The sequence below is a fragment of the Tessaracoccus palaemonis genome, from assembly GCF_019316905.1.
GTDB classification, from domain to species: domain Bacteria; phylum Actinomycetota; class Actinomycetes; order Propionibacteriales; family Propionibacteriaceae; genus Arachnia; species Arachnia palaemonis.
This window is the reverse complement of record NZ_CP079216.1, coordinates 3,014,589-3,033,587: the sequence shown is the minus strand read 5'-3', so window position 1 is coordinate 3,033,587 and position 18,999 is coordinate 3,014,589. Positions and strand designations below refer to the sequence as shown.

Genomic DNA, 18,999 nt, shown 5'->3' with positions numbered 1-18,999 from the left:
GGCGCTCAGCGGCGAAGCCGCATAGAGTTAGCCCGTTGATAGGAGCATCGCCATGGAATCCCGGCCCCGACCTCCCCGTCGCCTGAGCCTCGCTGGCCTGCTCGCCGTCGTGGTGGCCTTCGCCCTGCCCGTCGCGTTCGTGCTTGCCGCCGGCGCCGCGCCCTACGAGGCCATCGTGCGCGTCTTCCCCGGCGACGCGGTCGCGGTGACGACGACGATCCTGCAGGTGATCGCGGAGCTCGCCGGGGTCATCACTGTCGGCGCGCTGGTGCTCGTGCTGTTCCTGCGCGACGCAACCTCCAAGGAGGCGTTCCAGCTGAAGCCGGGCCTCGACCTGGCGATCGCGCGGGTCGCAGCGCCGATCTGGTCGCTGGCCGCCGGTCTGCTGATCATCTTCAACGCGCTCGACACCACCGGCGTGCCGCTCTCGGCCCTCGGCCAGGCCGGCGCCCTCGACTACGTCTTCGGCGCGGCCAGTAACTCTGGCATGACCATCCTGCGGTTCGGGGCGGCGGCGCTGGTGGCCGTCGCGCTGACGCTTGCCCGCCGCTGGCCGACGCTGCTCATTTCGCTGTGGGCCTCGGCCATCGCGATCCTCGCCCCGCTCGTCACCGGCCAGGTGCTGGTCGGGCCGTCACACGACCTCGGCGGTGACGCCGCGGTCATCCAGGCCGTCGCGGCCTACCCCCTGCTCGGCGTGCTGGGCGTGTTCGCCATCATGGCCGCCTGCGGCGAGCTCCCCGGGCCTGCGACGTGGCGCCGGTTCGTCGGTTGCGCGGCCGTCGCGATCCCCGTCGTCGTGATCGCCGACGGTGTCGTCACCTGGTTCAAGCTGGCGGGTACCGGGCTCCTCGCCTCCGCCACCGGCCAGCTGATCGTCGCCCGCTGGGTCGTGCTGGCGGTGCTGATCGCCGCCGTGGTCTGGCTCGCGGTCGCCCGGCGCCGCGACACCCTGCCGACCGCCGCGCCGTCCGCGCTGGCGCTCGCACTGCTCGCCGTGGGGTCCTGGATCGCGCTCAGCGTCGCGATGACCCGCGAACCCCCGCCGCAGTACTTCGTCCCGACCTCCGTGCAGGAGGTCTTCCTCGGCTTCGACGTCACCGCCGCCCCGACCTGGGCCGTGGTCACCACCCACTGGCGCCTCAACCTGCTGTTCTTCGCCATCGCCACCGTCGGCGTCACGCTCTACCTCGTCGGGGTGCGCAGCGCCAACCAACGGGGCGTCAAGTGGCCCGTCGGCCGCACCGTCGCGTGGGTGCTCGGCTGGGTCGTCGTGGTCGTCGCCACCAGCTCCGGGATCGGCAAGTACTCCGGCCCGCACTTCGGCATCCACATGGTCATGCACATGACGCTGTCGATGCTGGTGCCCGTGCTGCTGTCGATGGGCGGCGTGGTGACGCTGACGCTGCGAGCGTCGCGCTCCGACGCGCCCGTCCACTCGCTGCACCACTGGGTCAGCTGGCTGATGCGCTGGGGCCTGACCAAGTTCCTGTACAACCCGATCGTCGCGTTCACGCTGTTCATCTCGTCCTACTACGGCCTGTACTTCACCGGGCTGTTCGACTTCCTGATGCGCTTCCACTGGGGCCACCAGCTGATGAACCTGCACTTCCTCGTCGTGGGTTACCTCTACTACTCGCTCATCATCGGCGTCGACCGCGGCCCCAAGCCGCTGCCGCACATCGGCAAGCTCGGCCTCGCCATGGCTGCCATGCCGTTCCACGCATTCTTCGGCGTCATCCTGATGAACACCGGATCGATCATCGCCAAGAGCTACTACGAATGGCTCACCCTGCCGTGGGCCGACCTCGCCGCGGCCCAGGAACTGGGCGGCGGCGTCGCATGGGTCGGCGGCGAGCTGCCGTCGCTCATCGTCGTCATCGCGCTCGGCTTCCAGTGGGCGAAGCAGGACCGACGCGAGGCCGCCCGCAAGGACCGTCACTACGATTCGGGCCTCGACACCGAGTACGAGGACTACAACCGCATGCTCGAGCGGCTCGCCGCCCGCGACCAGGAGGCCAAGCAGTGACCGCCACGCACGAGGAGTCGCTCATCGAGCTCGAGATCTCCGGCATGACCTGCGCGGCGTGCGCGAACCGGATCGAGAAGAAGCTCCGCAAGATCGACGGCGTCACCGCCACCGTCAACTACGCCACCAACCGCGCGACCGTCGTCGGGATCGACGACGCCGCCACCGCGATCGCCGCGGTCGAGAAGGCCGGCTACGGGGCGCACGAGCGGGTCGCCGACGACGACATGTGGTCCCGGCGTGCCACCGAGGCGCACATCTCGGCGCTGCGCCGCCGCCTGATCGTCGCCGCCGCGCTCGCCGTTCCGCTGATGGACATCACCATCGTGCTGGCGCTGGCCCCGCACCTGAGGTTCCCCGGGTGGGAGCTCGTCTGCCTCGTGCTCGCGCTGCCGATCGTCACCTGGTGCGCCTGGCCGTTCCACAAGGCGACGTTCCGCAACCTCCGGCACGGCGCCGTCAGCATGGACACGCTGGTCAGCCTGGGCATCATCGCCTCCTTCGGCTGGGCTGTCGCGACTCTGCTGTTCGGCCTCGGAGAGGCCTCCGACAAGGGGTTCTGGCTCGGTTTCGGCGCCACTCCGGAGGGCGCGAACTCCGTCTACCTCGACGTCGCGGCCGGCATGACGACGTTCCAGCTGGCCGGCCGCTACTTCGAGACCCGTTCCCGGCGGAAGGCCGGCGACGTGCTCGGCGCGCTGCATGCCCTGGCCGCGACGTCGGTGCGGCTCGTCCGCGACGGGGTCGAGACGGTCGTGCCCGTCGCCCAGCTCCAGGAGGGCGACACCTTCGTCGTGCTCCCCGGCGAGACGATCGCCACCGACGGGGTCGTCACCGCCGGCGCCGCGGCCGTCGATCAGTCGATGCTCACGGGCGAGCCGGTCCCTGCCTCCGTGCGCGTCGGCGACCAGGTCACGGGCGGCACCGTCCCCACCGACGCCCGCCTCGAGGTCCGCGCCACCGCCGTCGGCGCCCACACGCAGCTCGCCCAGATGGCCGCGCTCACCGAGGACGCACAGGCCCGCAAGTCGCAGGTGCAGCGCCTCGTCGACCGCATCATCGGCTGGTTCGTGCCGACCATCATCGGCATCGCGGTCCTCACGACCGTCGGCTGGGCGCTCGCCGGCGCGCCGCTGCAGCAGGCCTACGGCATCGGCATTGCCGTGCTGATCATCGCCTGCCCCTGCTCGCTCGGCCTCGCGACCCCCACCGCGCTGATGGTCGGCATCGGCCGCGGCGCCACGCTCGGGGTGCTCATCAAGGGCCACGACGCGCTGGAGGCCTCCGGCGCCATCACCACCGTCGTCCTCGACAAGACCGGCACCCTGACGACGGGAAGGATGACCGTCGCGGAGGTGGCCGGCGCCGGCTCGTCGCTCGCCCTCGCCGCCGCCGTCGAGAAGGGTTCGGAGCACTCGATCGCCCGCGCGATCGAGGCCGAGGCCGAGGCGCGCGGGGTCGACGTCCCTGCCGCCACCGACTACCGGGCGCTGCCCGGCCTCGGCGCCAGCGCGGTCGTCGACGGTCGCGACGTCGTGATCGCCAACCGCGCCTACTTCGCGGCCGAGGGGGTGTCGCTCCCGGCCGAGCTCCGAGAGGCCGTCGACCGCGCCACCGACCGAGGCGACTCGGTCTCCATCGTCGCCGTCGACGGTGCACCCGTCGGCGTGATCGCGCTGGCCGACACCCTCAAGCCCGACGCCAGGCAGGCCATCTCCGCGCTCAAGGCCCAGGGGCTCCGCACCGTCGTCCTCACCGGAGACTCGAAGGCCGCCGGCCGGCGGATCGCCGCCGAGCTCGGGGTCGACGACGTCCACGCGGAGGTGCTGCCCGCGCAGAAGGCTGAGGAGATCCGGAGGCTGCAGGAACGCGGCGAGTGCGTCGCGATGGTGGGCGACGGCATCAACGACGCCATCGCGCTCGCCACCGCCGACCTCGGTCTGGGCGTGGTCAACGGCACCGACATCGCGCTGAAGGCCGCCGACATCATCCTCGTCCGCGACGACCTCTCCGTCATCGCGGACGCCGTCGGGCTCTCGCGCCGCACGCTGAAGACCATCAAGGTCAACCTGATCTGGGCCTTCGCATACAACATGGCGGCCGTGCCGATCGCGGCCGCGGGTCTGCTCAACCCGTTGATCGCGGCCGGCGCCATGGCCCTGTCCAGCGTGCTGGTCGTGCAGAACTCGCTGCGCCTGCAGAACTACGGCACCAAGCCTGCGAACCCGGACGACGACGTCGAGCTGATCGGCTGATCCGCGCCGAGACGGTCTCGGGTGGTGCCGTTCTCGAGTGTCTCCCGCAACCGCTGCCGCGGGTGGTCAGGTGACAATTGGTCGGTCCTGAGTGAGTTGCACCGGTTCCGCTGCGCTGGGTTAGCATGGGCGGAACTCGCCGGGGGGCGTGAGACAGCCAACTGAGCGGGCAAAGGAAGAACACATGGGCCGCACGCCGCGTCGGCAGTGGGGAGCTGAGCGCTTCACCGCGCCGATGGCGATCATGCACGACCGCCCGTCGAGCCGGAAGATCCTGCTGAACCGCATTGCGATCATCGTCACGATCTTCGCCTGGCTCATGTACTCCGTCACCACAGTGGTGCGCGAGTTCGTCGAGGGCAGGGCCAACACGCTGAGGTTCATCCTCGAGTCCGCCTCCTACCTCGTCGTCGTCACCGCCCTGACGTTCTCCGCCCTGATGTACCTCCTGGCCCGACAGGGCGCGCTCTACCGCTTCCGCGACCACGTCCGGGTCCCCCGCGGAGCGCTCGACCGCCACTTCGAGGACTACGACAAGGGCATCACCGTCCTCATCCCGTCGTACCGGGAGGAGCCGGACGTCGTCGCCAAGACCGTCTGGTCGGCGGCGCTGCAGGAGTTCCCCACCAAGCGCGTGGTGCTGCTGATCGACGACCCGCCCACCCCCGACAATGACGAGAACGCCGAGCTGCTGCGCCGCGCCCGCGAGCTGCCCGCCGTCGTGATGGAGGCGCTGGAGGAGCCGCGCAGACGTGTCGCCGAGACCCTCGACCGGCTCCGCGACGATCTCTCCGACGCCGGGCGCGCCACCCCGGCCCACGCAGCCGCCGTCTCCGAGGCCTACCACTTCGCCGCGGACTGGCTGGAGGCCCGCGCGGCCGCGCACCCGCTGGTCGACCACACCGATGCCTTCTACGCGGACCGGGTCCTGATCGGGCTGGCCGGCGACCTGCGGCTGACGACGATCGCGCTCGACGGCGCCATCAACGCCGGCGAGTCCCCGGACGCCGAGCGCCTGATCCAGCTCCAGAACCGGCTGGTGTGGATCTTCACCGCCGAGATCACCTCGTTCGAGCGCAAGCAGTACGTCTCGCTGTCGCACGAGGCCAACAAGGCCATGAACCTGAACTCCTACATCGCGCTGATGGGTCACGACTGGTTGTTCCAGCCCACCGGCGACGGGGTCGCCCTCATCCCGTGCGAGCACGGCCAGGACCCCGACCTGAGCGTCCCCGACACCGAGTACCTGCTGACGCTCGACGCCGACTCGATGCTGTTGCGCGACTACTGCGTGCGGCTCGTCGCGCTGTTGGAGGAACCCGGCAACGAGCGCGTCGCCGTCACGCAGACGCCCTACTCGTCGTACCGCGGCGCGCCCAGCCGCATCGAGCGGATCGCGGGCGCCACCACCGACATCCAGCACATCCTCCACCAGGGCATGACCTACTACGGGGCGACGTTCTGGGTGGGGGCCAACGCCGTGATCCGCAAGCAGGCGCTGCTCGATATCGCGGAGTACCAGAGCGTCGGCGGCTACGACATCGCCACCTACATCCAGGACCGCACGGTCATTGAGGACACCGAGTCCAGCATCGACCTCGGCACCAAGGGCTGGACGCTCGTGAACTACCCGGAGCGGCTCAGCTACTCGGCGACGCCGCCCGACTTCGGCTCGCTGATCGTCCAGCGTCGCCGCTGGGCCAACGGTGGTCTGCTGATCCTCCCGAAGCTGGCCCGCCAGCTGCGGGAGCGGCGCTTCCGCCGGGACCGCATCCTGCACCGCGAGGTGATGCTCCGCGTCAACTACATGGCCTCGATCGCCTGGGCCAGCCTCGGCCTGGTGTTCCTGCTCGGCTACCCCTACGACTCCCGGCTGCTCAGCCCCTGGGTGATCCTCGCCGCCGCGTCGTATTTCATCTGCCAGGCCAGCGACCTGCGCTACTCCGGGCACCGCGCGAGCGACATCTTCCGAATCTACGGCTTCAATCTCGTCCTGCTCGCCGTGAACCTCGCCGGCGTGGTGAAATCCGTGCAGCAGGCGCTGACGAACGAGAAGATCCCCTTCGCGCGCACGCCGAAGGTCCGCGACCGGACGGCCTCGCCCGGCCTGTACATCCTCGTGCCGTACCTGATCGTCGGCTTCTCGGTGTTCACCCTGGCGCGGGACGTCTTCGCGCAGAACTGGGGCAACGCGATCTTCGCCGGGTTCAACGCCGCCCTGTGCCTGTGGGCGATCATCGCCTACATCGGCGTCAGGAACTCCGTCGTCGACGTGGTCGTCGGAGCCGTCGACTGGCTGTTCGTCCCGAAGCGGAGGAAGAAGCAGGCCCCGGTGCCGGTCGGCCCGCGCGAGGGGGCCGCCGTCGACTGGCGGGGCATCCTCTACCACGGCGACCGCAGGCTCGGTCGCGACGTGGCGCGCAAGAACGACATCCGCCGGCGAGTGAGCCCCCGCTAGGGCCCGAGAGGAATCCATGTCCACGAGATACTCCGGCCGTCGCCTCTCCCCGGTGCGGCTCGTCGTGCTGCTGGCCGTCGTCGCGGCGCTGATATCCGGTCTCGTCTACGCCTACTCCTGGACCCGCGACGCCCTGGGCTCCCGGGGGGACGCGCACTGGTTCTCGGCCTACGTGGACGTCACCGCGACCCCCACCTACACCTTCGAGGCGGCCACAGAACCGCATCAGAAGATCGCGACGCTCGGCTTCGTCGTCGCCAGCTCCCCGACGACGTGCGAGGCGAGCTGGGGAACGTACTACTCGCTCGACGGGGCCGACGGCGACCTCGACCTGACGCGTCGCATCGCGCGGCTCACCCGGGCCGGCGGGGACGTCATCGTCTCCCTCGGAGGGGCCGCGAACAGCGAGCTCGCGCTCGTCTGCGACTCGGTGGCGGACCTGCAGGCGCAGTACCGGGCGGTCGTCGACACCTACTCGCTGGAGACCATCGACTTCGACATCGAGGGCACGGCCCTGGACGACACCGCGGCCAACCAGCGCCGTGCGGAGGCCGTCGCGGCCCTCCAGCAGGAGCGCGCAGCCGCCGGCGACGACCCGCTGAAGGTCTGGGTCACGCTCCCGGTCTCCGCCGACGGGCTCCCCGCCTCCGCAGTCGCCGTCGTCACGGCCTTCCTCGACGCCGGGGTCGACCTGGCGGGCGTCAACGCGATGACGATGGACTTCGGCGGCGGCGACGCGGCCAGGAACCAGGCCGACGTGGCCATCGCCGCGCTGCGGCGCACTCACGACCAGCTGGTCGCCATCTACGCCGACCGCGGCGAGTCACTGGGCGACAGGGAGGCGTGGGCCCGGATCGGGGCGACGCCGATGATCGGCCAGAACGACGTGGTCAGCGAGGTCTTCAGCCTGGACAACGCCCGCGCGCTGAACGAGTTCGCCACGGAGGTGGGGCTCGGCCGGATGTCGATGTGGTCCGCCAACCGTGACCGCACCTGCTCCGACGCCTACGCCGACGTCACCGTCGTATCCGACTCGTGCAGCGGCGTTGAGCAGGACGACGAGTCGTTCGGCGCCATCCTGGCGAAGGGTTTCACCAGCAGCGGCGATGCGCCGTCGCCGACCCCGAGCGCATCCGCATCCGCGACGGCCCGCGCCGACCAGGTGGTCGACGACCCGAGTACCAGCCCGTACCCGGTGTGGGCCAAGGAGTCGTCCTACCCGCAGGGCACCCGGATCGTCTGGCGGCGCAACGTCTACGAGGCGAAGTGGTGGACCCAGGGGGACCAGCCCGACGACCCGACGGTCGCCGCCAGCGACACCCCGTGGCGGCTGATCGGGCCGGTGCTGGAGGGCGAGTCCCCGTCCCCCGAGGCGACGCTGCCCGCCGACTTCTTCCCGACGTGGGACGCCGCCACCGTCTACGACAAGGGCGACGAGGTGATGCTCGACGGCGGCGCCTACCGGGCCAGGTGGTGGACGCAGGGCGACAACCCCGCCTCGGGGCAGGTCAACCCAGGAACCTCTCCATGGGAGAAGCTGACGAGCGCTGAGATCACCAAGCTCCTCAAGGCTGAGGGCTGAGGATCACGCGCTGGCCGACTGCGTCAGCCGCGTGCACTCCGGGCACGTCGTGCCGTAGTTCCTGAACCTGTCGGCCAGCGCCGAGGGGCTCATGGGGGCGCCGAAGTAGTAGCCCTGCACGTAGGACACACCGACGTCGACGAGCGCGCGCAGCTGCGCCTCCTCCGCGACGCCCTCGACGACCATCCGGATCCCGAGGCCGTCGCACAGGGTGGACAGGGCGGCGAGCACCAGCCGCGACTTCTCGTCGCTCATGTCATGCACCAGCGAGCGGTCGACCTTCAGCACGCTCAGCGGGTAGTCGACGACCGACTGCAGCGTGCTCTGCGCCACGCCGAAGTCGTCGAGAGCGATCTGCAGGCGGTTGCTGTGGTTCAGCTCCTCGAGCTCCTCGAACGTCGATTCGAGCGCCCGGTGCAGCGACGTCTCGCTCAGCTCCAGCGTCACGGTGACGTCCGTCGCGTCCAGGAAGTGGCCGAGCGCGGTGCGGAAGGTCGCATCCGTGATCTGCTCGACGTCGACGTTGAAATGCAGGTCCAGCGGGAAGCGACCGGCCGCGCCGAACTCCTCCAGGTCGGCGAGCGCCCGGGAGAGCACCGCGGTGCTCAGGTCGGTCACGAGGCCGAGCCGACGGGCCTCGTGCACGACGATGTCGGCGGGGATCGCGCCCAGCTTCGGGTGCGTGACCCGCACGAGGGCCTCGATCGCCACCACCTGCTCGACGCGGGTGTCGATGATCGGCTGGTAGGCCAGGTCGATGCCGCCCGACGTGATCGCCTGGGTGATCGCGTTCAGCAGCTCGTCAATGTCGTGGACCTGGAATCCGGGGCAGGCGGCGTCGCGCGGTGCCGCCGGCGCCAGGTTGCCGCGCGACTCGTACATGCGCGCGTCGGCGAACTGCAGGAGCTCCGCGACGTCCGGCGACCTCGACTCGGTGAAGGCGAGCCCGAAGGACGCGTTGACAAGCACGATCGCATCCTCGGCCAGAACCGGGGTGCTGACGACGGTGGCGATGTTCTCTGCGGTGCGCTGGGCGGCCTGGGCATCGTGCAGCCCGACGAGGAGGACGACGAACTCGTCGCCGCCGACCCGGGAGGCGATGTCGTCGGGAGCCAGCACCAGCTGGAGGCGCTCGGCGACGGTCTGCAGGACGAGGTTGCCGACACCGTGGCCGTGCGAGTCGTTGATGGCCTTGAACCCGTCGAGATCGAGATACATGATCGCGATGCCGGAGCCGTCGAGGTGCTCCAGGGACGTCACCGACTCGGTGAACCCGCGGTAGTTGAGCAGACCGGTCAGGGGATCGCGGGTGGCCGCGTGATGCAGCTTCGCGCGCTCCGTGCCCGCATCGGACGTGGACTGCGCGATGTTGGCGAACGCTTCGACGAGCTCGCGGTCCTCGGCCCTCAGCGGGGGCTGGATATGGGTGCGGTGCGCCTGGAGGAACCCTCCAGGCAGGGGCACGGCGATGGGCGCCTCCGGGTCGGTCGTCAGCGTGATGACCCGGTGCGGCAGCGCCTCCTCCAGGAACTCCGCGGCCTGCTCTGCGACGGGGATCTCACTCGGCCAGGGCAGGGCCTTCGCCGCCCTCACGAGCCCACGGAGCCGCGACTCCACCCTGGTGTACTCGAAGTAGGTGCCGAACGTCAGAGCGATGAGGCCGACGAGCAGCGAGCCCAGCAGCTTCGCCTGCACGCCGCTGGTCATGGGCGCGGCGGTTCCGACCACCCATGCGATGCCGTGACCGCCCAGCGTCGCCGCGGTCACGAGCAGCCACATCGTCAGCGCCCGCGACCAGGTGATGGCCCGGGCAGCGCTGAGCAGGGGGGTCCCGGCCACGACCCCCAGACGCAGCGACGAGATCACGAGCCGCGTGAGGAAGAATGCCGCCGTCGGCACGGTAGAGAGGATGATCAGCGGCGCGGCCTGGGCCTCGAGGATGGTCCAGCAGGAGGCCATCACGACGCCGCCCAGCACCATGTTCGCCGTCACCTCGAGCGCCCGGGCGGGGCTGCGCAGTCGCACGAGGGTGCCGAGCGCCGACCCGAAGAACCACAAGGTGATGACCGCACCCAGGTTGGTGGGCGAGGCGTTGATCAGGAAGATCGCCGGGGTGGCGGTCAGGGCCAGCAGCTGGTCGCGGTTGGAGGCGTGCATGACGACCGCGTTGGCGATGGCCGTCGCGATGATCAGAATCACGGCCCAGACCGGCTGCGCGAAGGGAGAGAAGGCCAGCGTGCACCAGGTCAGGCAGGCCGCGACGACGGCGGCGCTGAACACCAGCGACAGCACCCGCGCCAGCGTCTGCCGGGACCCGGACGCGGGGCTCTCCAGCGGTGACGTTTCGGGGGTTCCCGGAGGCATGCCTGTGAGCCTAGCCGCCCTGCAGCGTGGCCGCCCATCGGGACCGGGTCGACCCCGTTGGGGCGGTTCACACGCCGGCGGTTAGGCTCGCCCGGTGACTCTGCTCGACGCCTGGTTCCCCGCCGACATGGGCTGGCAGACGCTCCTGTTCGTCCTGGCGGTCGCATTCGCGGCCGGCTGGGTCGACGCGGTCGTCGGCGGCGGGGGGCTGCTGCAGCTGCCCGCCCTGCTGCTCGTGCCCGGCCTGGCCCCGGTACAGGCGCTCGCGACGAACAAGCTGGCGTCCATCTTCGGCACCGCCACCTCGAGCCTCACGTACTACCGCAGGGTCGGCCCCGACCTGCGCACCGCGCTGCCGATGGCAGGGCTGGCGATGCTGGCGAGCGTGGGCGGCGCGGCCGTCGCATCGTCACTTCCGGCGGAGGTGTTCAAGCCGATCATCGTGGTGGTGCTCATCGCCGTCGCGACGTTCGTCGCCGTCCGGCCCCACCTCGGCGCGGCCACCGCGCTGCGCTTCCGTGGGGCGCGGCACCTCCTCGCGGCCTGCGGGTTGGGCGTGGCGATCGGCTTCTACGACGGCGTGCTGGGCCCCGGAACCGGCACCTTCCTGGTCATCTCGCTGGTCAGCATCATCGGCTACAACTTCGTTGCTGCCAGCGCGACGGCGAAGATCGTCAACTTCGCCACGAACCTCGGCGCCCTGCTCCTGTTCATCCCGACCGGGGCCGTCGTCTGGGGGCTCGGCCTGCTGCTGGCCGTCGCGAACATGTCCGGCAGCTACCTCGGGTCGCGCACGGCCATCGCCAAGGGGGCGGGCTTCGTCCGCACCGTGTTCCTGGTGGTCGTCGCCGCGCTGATCGTCAAGCTCGGCTGGGACGTGTGGGTCGAAACGGGATCCCGGATCGTCGGGTCGTAGCCCGTCGGGTGCCCATGGTCGCTCAGTGCACCCGGCTCTGATCCGCGTCCGCTGAACCCTCGACCGTGGGGACGGGGCGCAGCCCGCTCAGCCAGACGAAGGTCGCGCGGACGTGCTGCATCGCCAGGAACCGCGCGGTCTCGGGGTCACGGGCGGCGATGGCCTGGGCCAGCTCGCGGTGGGCCGCGTCGCTGACAGCCTTCATCTCGTGGCCGTGGCTCCCCTCGTCGAAGATCCGGTAGTCGCGTCCACGCCGCCGCACGATGTTCAAGAGTTGCGCGATCATCTCGTCCTTCGCCCCGCTGATGATCAGCTGGTGGAAGTCGGCATCGAGCTGCTGCGCGAGGTCCGACGGCTCGGTGCGCGCCAGCTCGTCGGCCAACTGGATCAGCCGGTCGCACTCCGCATCGGTCAGCCGCGCGGCCGCCAGCGCGGCGACGTGCCCCTCGAGGACCTCCCGCAGGGGCAGAAGCTCCAGGAACCTGTTGAGGGGGAGGAGGGGGAAGACCATCTCGAGTCCCGACATGATGCTCTGCGCGCTCATGTCCGAGACTGTGGCGCTGCTGCCGCCGGACGTGGTCAGGGCCCCGGCGACCGCGAGCATCTTCTGCGCCTCGCGCAGCGAACTGCGCGACACCCCGAACCGCTCGCAGAGCTCGGCCTCGCTCGGGAGTCTGTCCCCGGAGCCGATCTCCCCTGAGGCGATCATCCGGGCAAGCCCCAGGCGTGCGGTCTCGACGGCGCTCATAGTTTCCTCCATGCCCTATTGCCCCAGTGTCGACCATACGGGCAAACCGAACGATTGTCAGACAATTATGTAACGGTTTGGTCAAAACCCTTCCACGTTGAACGCTCTGGGGTCTAGGAATTGTCGGACAAGGAGGTTCAACTCATGGCATATCCCTCGGTGCTCGATCCGGAGCTGCGCTGGACGCTGGACCCGTGCGTCAAGCACCTGAACCACGGCTCCTTCGGCGCGGTGCCGGTTGCCGTGCAGGAGGAGCAGAACCGCCTGCGCTCCATCGCGGAATGGAACCCCGTGCGGTGGTTCGCGAGCATGCCCCCCCGGGTGGCGGCTGCGCGGGAGGAGCTGGCCGACCTGCTGCACGTCGAGCGAGGGCACCTGGCCCTCGTGCAGAACGCCTCCGCAGGCGCCTCGGTCGTCTACCAGTCGTTGATGACGTCCGGCCCGGTCGACGTGCTGCTGACCGATCATGGCTATGGCGCCATCACCATGGGAGCCCAGCGGCTGGCCACCAGGACGGGCGGCACCGCGACCGAGGTCGCCGTCCCGCTGGACGCGTCAGCCGACGACGTGCTCGCCCGCATGACCACGGCGATGGATGAGCACCGGCCGCGCCTGCTGGTGATCGACCAAATCACCTCGGCGACGGCGAGGGAGTTCCCCGTCGACGAGATCTGCCGGGCCGCCCGCGAGCGCGGCGTCCTGACGCTTGTCGACGGCGCGCACGCCCCCGGAGTGCTGGCCGACCCGGTGTGCCGCGAGGCCGACTACTGGGTCGGGAACCTGCACAAGTTCGTCTGCGCGCCGCGCGGCGCAGCTCTCCTTGTCGCCCGGGGCGACGGACAGGAGCTCTTCCCGCTGATCGATTCGTGGGGAGCCCAGCTGCCCTTCCCGCAGCGGTTCGACCACACCGGGACGCTGGACCTGACCCCCTGGCTCGTCGCGCCGTTCGCCTGGCGACACCTCGACTCCACCGTCGGCTGGGCCGAGATCCGTCGCCGCTCCCGCGAGACCCTCGACGAGGGGATCCGGATCGTCTCCGCCGCCCTCGAGGGGCTCGTCGAGCGACCGGTGCCCGACGTCGGCCAGCCCGTGGGCCCGCTGCGGCTCCTCGCCCTGCCGGGGACGCTCGGGTCGACCCACGACGAGGCCGACGCCCTGCGCGTCCCGTTCGGCGACGCGACCGGCATCGCGATGGCCTTCACCGAGTTCGGAGGGAAGGGCTACCTCCGCCTGTCGGCGCACCTCTACAACGGGCTCGACGACTACCAGTACCTGGCCGCGGTGGGAATCCCCCTGCTTCACCGCTGGTCGCAGGAATCAACCAGGGGAAGCCACACGGCCTGACAACCAACCACACAAGGAGGATCCATGCGCACGAAGATCACGACCGCCGTCGCGGCGGTATCGGCTCTCGCTCTGGCGCTGACCGGCTGCGCCGGCGGCGGCGGAACGGACGGCGCGGACGGGGGTGAGGTGACCCTGCAGATGGTGGAGTCGCTCACCAACCCGACCCGCACCGAACTGCTCAAGACCATGCTGGCCGACTTCGAGGAGGCCAACCCCGGGATCAAGGTCCAGCTCGTGTCACCGCCGACCGAGCAGGCCGACCAGAAGATCCAGCAGATGCTCCAGTCCGGCTCAGGCGTTGACGTGCTGGAGGTGCGCGACCTCACCGTCGGCCCGTTCAGCAACAACGGCTGGCTCTACGACATGGCGGGCGACCTGGAGAGCTGGGACGGCTACGAGAACCTGACCGATCAGGCGAAGTCGTTCACCATCGACTCGGAGGGCAAGGGCTATTTCGTGCCCTACGGCTTCTACGGGCTGAGCCTCTTCTACCGCACCGACCTGGTGAAGGAGGCCGGCTTCGACGGCGCTCCCAAGACCTGGGACGAGCTCGTCGAGCAGGCAACGGCCATCCAGGACCCGGCTCAGAACCGCTACGGCTACGCCTTCCGCGGCGGAGCAAACTCCATCGGCCAGGTGATGAGCATCCTCGAGGCATACAACGCCGACAACCTCGACGCGGAGAACGCGTACAAGGTCACCAGCGGCGACTCGATCTTCTCGACCCCCGAGTCCCAGACCGCGATCGACAAGTACATCGAGCTGTTCACGACCGGTTCGCCGGAGTCGTCGGTCGCCTGGGGCTACGCGGAGATGGTGCAGGCGTTCACCAACGGCTCCACCGCGTTCCTCCTGCAGGACCCCGAGGTCATCGGCGTCGTCAACGACTCGTCGCTGACCGAGGACCAGTGGAGCGTCGCCCCGAACCTCGTCGGCCCGACGGGCAAGGCCGCCTGGCCCATGGCAACCGCGGGCTGGGGCGTCGCGGAGGCCTCCGAGCACAAGGAGGAGGCGGTGAAGCTGGTCGAGTGGCTCTCCGGAGACGCGTCCACCACGTTCGCCAAGGAGAACTCGCTGGTCCCCATCCTCGCCGAGGCCGCGGACGACGAGTTCTTCAAGACCGGTCCCTGGGCCGCCTACGTCGAGATGACGTCCGCCCCCGACACCTACCTGTCGGTGGTCGAGCCCCGCGGCTCCTCCTGGTGGACCGAGTGGAGCCAGCGCTCCGAGTCCGACCTGCAGCAGGTCCTCCTCGGGAAGATGTCGACGGCCGACCTGCTGAGCGGCTGGGACCAGTACTGGACCGAAAAGTGGGAGGCCTGAGCCTTGTCATCGCTGAGCGGTGAGACCGCAGGCGGGGTGGGTGCCCGACGCACCCGCCCCGCCGGGCGGCGGCGCGAGTTCAACGGGCGCACGGCGCTGACGATGCTGGCCTTCCTGGCCCCGGCCTTCGTCTTCGTCCTGGTGTTCACCTACTACCCCCTGCTCGTGGGCGGCCAGATGGCCTTCCGGCAGTGGTCCCTGTGGGATCTGACCAGCACCCCCTTCATCGGGTGGGGCAACTTCCAGACCCTCATGGCAGATCCGGCCTTCACACGGGTGATGTGGAACTCGGTCATCTGGGTCGTCGGGTCGTTGGTGCCGCAGTTCATCATCGGGTTCCTCATCGCTCTGGCCCTGCGGAAGAAGTTCCGCTTCCGCGGGCTCTACCAGGCCGTCGTCTTCTACCCCTGGGCCGTGTCCGGGTTCCTGATCGGCATCCTTTTCCGTTGGATGTTCAACTCCGAGTTCGGCGTTGTCAACGACCTGTTGATGCGGTTCGGGATCGTCGAGGCGCCCGTCCCGTGGCTGGCGGACCCCGACCTCGCGCTGGTCGCTGTCATCGTCGCGAACGTCTGGTACGGCGTCACGTTCTTCTCGATCATGATCCTCGCCGCCCTCCAGTCCGTGCCCGACGAGCTGTACGAGGCGGCCGCGCTCGACGGTGCCGGCCGTGCCCGGATGCTGTTCCAGATCACCATCCCGACCATCCGGACGACCCTCGTGCTGACGGTCCTGCTGCGCGTGATCTGGATCTTCAACTTCCCGGACATCATCTACGCCATGACCGGCGGCGGACCCGCCGACCAGACGCAGATCGCCACGACCTGGATGATCAAGTTCACCCAGCAGGGCGAGTACGGCCTGGCGTCCGCGCTCGGGTTCATCACCATGGGAGTCCTCGTCGTGTTCACGGGCCTGTACCTCGCGCTGCTCACGAGGGAGAAGAAGTCATGATCAACAGGGACCCCAAATGGTTGACCGGCCTGCGGATCCTCGGGCTCGGCGTGTGGATGATCATCACGCTGTTCCCGCTCTACTGGATCCTCCTGACGTCGCTCAAGCCCGCGAACCAGATCGCCGAGTACCCGGTCCGGTACTGGCCGCGCGAGTTTTCGCTGGAGAACTACGCCAGCCTCTTCAACAAGTCGCAGTTCGGCAGCTACCTGCTCAACAGCATCGTCGTCTCGGCTGCGGCCGGCGTCGTCGGCACCGCGATCGCGCTGCTGAGTGCCTACGTGCTCTCGCGCTTCACGTTCCGCGGGAAGGGCGCGGTCATGCTGGCGTTCCTCGTCACGCAGATGATCCCGGCCTTCATCGCGCTGGGCCCCCTGTACCAGATGTTCACCAACCTCGGCCTCGTCGACAGCCGGTTCGGGCTGGTGCTGATCTACATCGCGATGACCATCCCCTTCTCGTCGATCATGCTTCGCGGCTTCTTCGACAACGTGCCCGACTCCCTGGAGGAGGCGGCCATGGTCGACGGCTGCAGCCGGTTCGGGGCGCTGTGGCGGGTCATCGTCCCGGTGATGACGCCCGGCATCATCGCGACGTTCATCTTCAACTTCGTCAACTGCTGGAACGAGCTCTTCCTCGCCGTGACGCTGATCAACACCGACAGCCACAAGACGATCCCGACGGCGCTGAACGGCTTCATCTCGAGCTTCAACATCGAGTGGGGGCCGATGTCCGCGGCCGCTGTCCTGACCATCCTCCCGACGATGGTGCTGTTCGCCTTCGCGAGCCGGTGGATCGTCGCGGGCCTCACCCAGGGCGCGACCAAGGGCTGAGGCCGGGGCCGGCGCGGGCCGTCAGCCCGCGTCGACCGCCAGTTCGTAGCGCCGGACCAGGCTGCCGGGGACCGATCGCCAGACGAGGAGCGTCGCGGCGAGCATCACCGCGACGACGCCGAGCAGCACCGTCGGGATGCCCCACAGCGACGCAACCGCGCCGCCCAGCAGGGCGCCCAGCGGCATGGACCCGAACGCGACCATCCGGCCCGCGCCGGTCACCTTGCCGAGCAGGTCCGGGGGCACCATCCGCGGTCGCAGGGACGAGCTGACCACGTTGCCGATGACGCCGAGCGGCCCGACGAACAGCAGGAAGAGCGCGAGCCCCCAGATCGTCGGCCAGAGCAGGGGGATGAGGTTGAGCAGCGCGTTGCCGCCCCAGCACACCACCATCACCCGCATCTCGGGCCAGCGGGCCAGCAGCTTCCCCACGGCCAGGCTGCCCGCGATGGCGCCGACCGGCATCGCAACGATGACCAGCGACCACTGCGTCTGAGTGAGTCCGCCGACGGACCCCTCGCCGACCATCCACAGCAGGATGACGGCCGAGAAGGCGCTCGAGGCGAGGTTCCACATGCCCGACGAGATCGCGAGCGGCCGCAGCACGGGGTGCCGGAACGTGACGGTGATGCCCTCGATCAGCTCCCGACGCAGGTCGGGTGCGACGTCGGACCGGGACTCGGCGACGAACCGGCCGCGCAGGCAGGTCAGCAGGACGAGGACGGCCACGCCCACCAGCACGCCCGGCACGCCGATGGCCCACGTTGCGCCGAGGCTGACCAGCAGGCCGGCGAGCGGGGGTCCCGCGAAGGTGTTCGTCGCGGCCTCGACGGCGAACAGCCGGGAGTTGGCCGCCTGGAGTGCGGTCGGTTCGCGCCCGACGAGGGCCGGGACCTGGGCCGCCGCCGACAGGTCCGTGAATACCTCGGTGAATCCGTAGGCCAGCGCCAGCCCGATCAGCCACCAGACCGTCAGCGACCCCGTCGCCGCGACGACCCCGACCAGGCCGAGCAGGCCGGCGCGCAGCCCGAGCGCGACCATCATCGTCACCCGTCGGTCCCAGCGGTCGACGAAGACCCCGGCCAGCGGGGCGCCGACGAGCCAGGGGAGCCAGACTGCGGCCGTCAGCAGCCCGACGATCAGCGGGTCGCGGGTCAGGGTGATGGCCAGCAGCGGCACCGCCGTCTGCGCGACCCCGTCCGCGAGGTTCGCCAGGCCGACGGCGCCCAGGTGGGCGCGGAAGGGGGCGTCGAGCCGGGCGGGCGTCGTGGCGGATGAGGCTGTCGTCGTCATGTCGATCCCCTAGACTTGGTCACAGAAGAAACTATGCAAAGCTTTCTATGCAAAGGGAATTCTGCACTATGTCCGAGGTCAATAGCCCCCGCCGATTCGTCGACTCCGACACGCTCAAGGCGTTCTCGCACCCGCTCCGGATGCGGATGTACGACTACCTGAAGGACCACGGGTCGGCGACCGCGTCGATGCTGGCGCGCGCGCTGGGGGAGAGTTCCGGGCAGACGAGCTACCACCTGAGACAGCTGGAGCGGCACGGGCTGGTGTCAGAGGACACGGAGCGCGGCAGCGCGCGCGAGCGCTGGTGGCGGCCGGAGGGCTTCTCGTACGGCCTCGAGAGCGTCGTCGACGACGAGTCGAAGCTGGCCGCCGCCGTGACGCTGCAGCACTGGTCTCGTCGGGCCGCAGAGCTCCAGGTGGCCTGGGCGGACGCCGTCGACGGCGAGGACGAGGCCTGGTCGGAGGCAGCGATCAACGCGGAGGCGTCGCTCTCGCTCACCGCCGACGAGCTGGCGGCGCTGACGGAGCGCCTGCAGGCTGCCCTCGACGCGGCCGTCGAGGAGGTGGCCGCCACCCGCGACAAGGAGGCTCCAGGGCAGCGCCGCGTGAAGGTGTTCATCCACGCGTTCCCGCTCGTGGCCGAGGATCAGCCGAGCGTCGTCAGCAGGTAGGAGACGATGTCGCCTGAGCTGGTCGAAGGGGCGAACGGGGCTGACGCCTCGCTCCGCTCGGCGCCCCTCGACGAGCTCGGGGAGCCGGGATGGCTCGGGGGAGCTGCGATGGCTCGGGGGAGCTGCGATGGCTCGGGGGAGCTGGGAGGGCTCGGGGGAGCTGCGATGGCTCGGGGGAGCTGGGAGAGCTCGGGGGAGTTGGGAGGGCTCGGGGAGCGGGAGGGCT

13 protein-coding genes are annotated in these 18,999 nt (G+C 69.8%); 10 read left to right on the top strand and 3 right to left on the bottom strand.

What is annotated here, in order from left to right:
- Positions 1–52 precede the first annotated feature (52 nt).
- From KDB89_RS13795 to KDB89_RS14720, 4 genes are all read left to right on the top strand, one after another.
- Positions 53–2,029 (top strand): cytochrome c oxidase assembly protein, encoded by a 1,977-nt coding sequence (locus KDB89_RS13795; protein ID WP_219081985.1) that lies wholly within the window; start codon positions 53–55, stop codon positions 2,027–2,029.
- Positions 2,026–4,284: a heavy metal translocating P-type ATPase gene (locus KDB89_RS13790; RefSeq protein ID WP_255555993.1), complete on the top strand. Its 2,259-nt coding sequence runs from the start codon at positions 2,026–2,028 to the stop codon at positions 4,282–4,284. Before KDB89_RS13795 ends, KDB89_RS13790 begins: the two co-directional genes overlap by 4 nt.
- A gap of 184 nt (positions 4,285–4,468) precedes the next feature.
- Positions 4,469–6,742 carry a glycosyltransferase family 2 protein gene (locus tag KDB89_RS13785; protein WP_255555992.1) on the top strand — a complete coding sequence of 758 codons (2,274 nt, stop codon included), beginning with the start codon at positions 4,469–4,471 and terminating at the stop codon, positions 6,740–6,742.
- Positions 6,743–6,758: 16 nt separating this feature from the next.
- Positions 6,759–8,324: a chitinase gene (locus KDB89_RS14720; protein ID WP_304650871.1), complete on the top strand. Its 1,566-nt coding sequence runs from the start codon at positions 6,759–6,761 to the stop codon at positions 8,322–8,324.
- A gap of 3 nt (positions 8,325–8,327) precedes the next feature.
- Here KDB89_RS14720 and KDB89_RS13775 read toward each other — a convergent pair whose 3' ends face one another.
- The gene (locus tag KDB89_RS13775; protein ID WP_219081983.1) at positions 8,328–10,688 is read right to left on the bottom strand and encodes a putative bifunctional diguanylate cyclase/phosphodiesterase; all 2,361 of its coding nucleotides are present in this window, start codon (positions 10,686–10,688) and stop codon (positions 8,328–8,330) included.
- 94 nt (positions 10,689–10,782) lie between these two features.
- On the opposite strand from KDB89_RS13775, the gene KDB89_RS13770 reads away from it, so the two are divergent.
- Positions 10,783–11,604 carry a TSUP family transporter gene (locus KDB89_RS13770; protein WP_255555991.1) on the top strand — a complete coding sequence of 274 codons (822 nt, stop codon included), beginning with the start codon at positions 10,783–10,785 and terminating at the stop codon, positions 11,602–11,604.
- 22 nt (positions 11,605–11,626) lie between these two features.
- Here KDB89_RS13770 and KDB89_RS13765 read toward each other — a convergent pair whose 3' ends face one another.
- On the bottom strand, positions 11,627–12,352 hold the full coding sequence (locus tag KDB89_RS13765) for a FadR/GntR family transcriptional regulator (protein WP_219081981.1): 726 nt from the start codon (positions 12,350–12,352) through the stop codon (positions 11,627–11,629).
- Between the two features lie 144 nt (positions 12,353–12,496).
- Here KDB89_RS13765 and KDB89_RS13760 point away from each other — a divergent pair, with 144 nt between their 5' ends.
- The 4 genes from KDB89_RS13760 to KDB89_RS13745 are packed head-to-tail and all read left to right on the top strand — an operon-like array spanning position 12,497 to position 16,809.
- Positions 12,497–13,696, top strand: a complete 1,200-nt coding sequence (locus KDB89_RS13760) for an aminotransferase class V-fold PLP-dependent enzyme (protein ID WP_219081979.1) — start codon at positions 12,497–12,499, stop codon at positions 13,694–13,696.
- A gap of 24 nt (positions 13,697–13,720) precedes the next feature.
- The gene (locus KDB89_RS13755) at positions 13,721–15,022 is read left to right on the top strand and encodes an ABC transporter substrate-binding protein (RefSeq protein WP_219081977.1); all 1,302 of its coding nucleotides are present in this window, start codon (positions 13,721–13,723) and stop codon (positions 15,020–15,022) included.
- A gap of 3 nt (positions 15,023–15,025) precedes the next feature.
- Complete coding sequence (locus KDB89_RS13750) at positions 15,026–15,976, top strand: carbohydrate ABC transporter permease (protein ID WP_255555989.1); 951 nt, start codon at positions 15,026–15,028, stop codon at positions 15,974–15,976.
- Positions 15,973–16,809, top strand: coding sequence for a carbohydrate ABC transporter permease (locus KDB89_RS13745; RefSeq protein WP_219081975.1), 837 nt, complete (start codon positions 15,973–15,975; stop codon positions 16,807–16,809). The genes KDB89_RS13750 and KDB89_RS13745 overlap by 4 nt, the downstream gene beginning before the upstream one ends.
- A gap of 21 nt (positions 16,810–16,830) precedes the next feature.
- Here KDB89_RS13745 and KDB89_RS13740 read toward each other — a convergent pair whose 3' ends face one another.
- Positions 16,831–18,102, bottom strand: coding sequence for an MFS transporter (locus tag KDB89_RS13740; RefSeq protein WP_219081973.1), 1,272 nt, complete (start codon positions 18,100–18,102; stop codon positions 16,831–16,833).
- Positions 18,103–18,170: 68 nt separating this feature from the next.
- On the opposite strand from KDB89_RS13740, the gene KDB89_RS13735 reads away from it, so the two are divergent.
- Positions 18,171–18,773: a helix-turn-helix domain-containing protein gene (locus KDB89_RS13735; RefSeq protein WP_219081971.1), complete on the top strand. Its 603-nt coding sequence runs from the start codon at positions 18,171–18,173 to the stop codon at positions 18,771–18,773.
- The last annotated feature ends 226 nt before the right edge of the window (positions 18,774–18,999 follow it).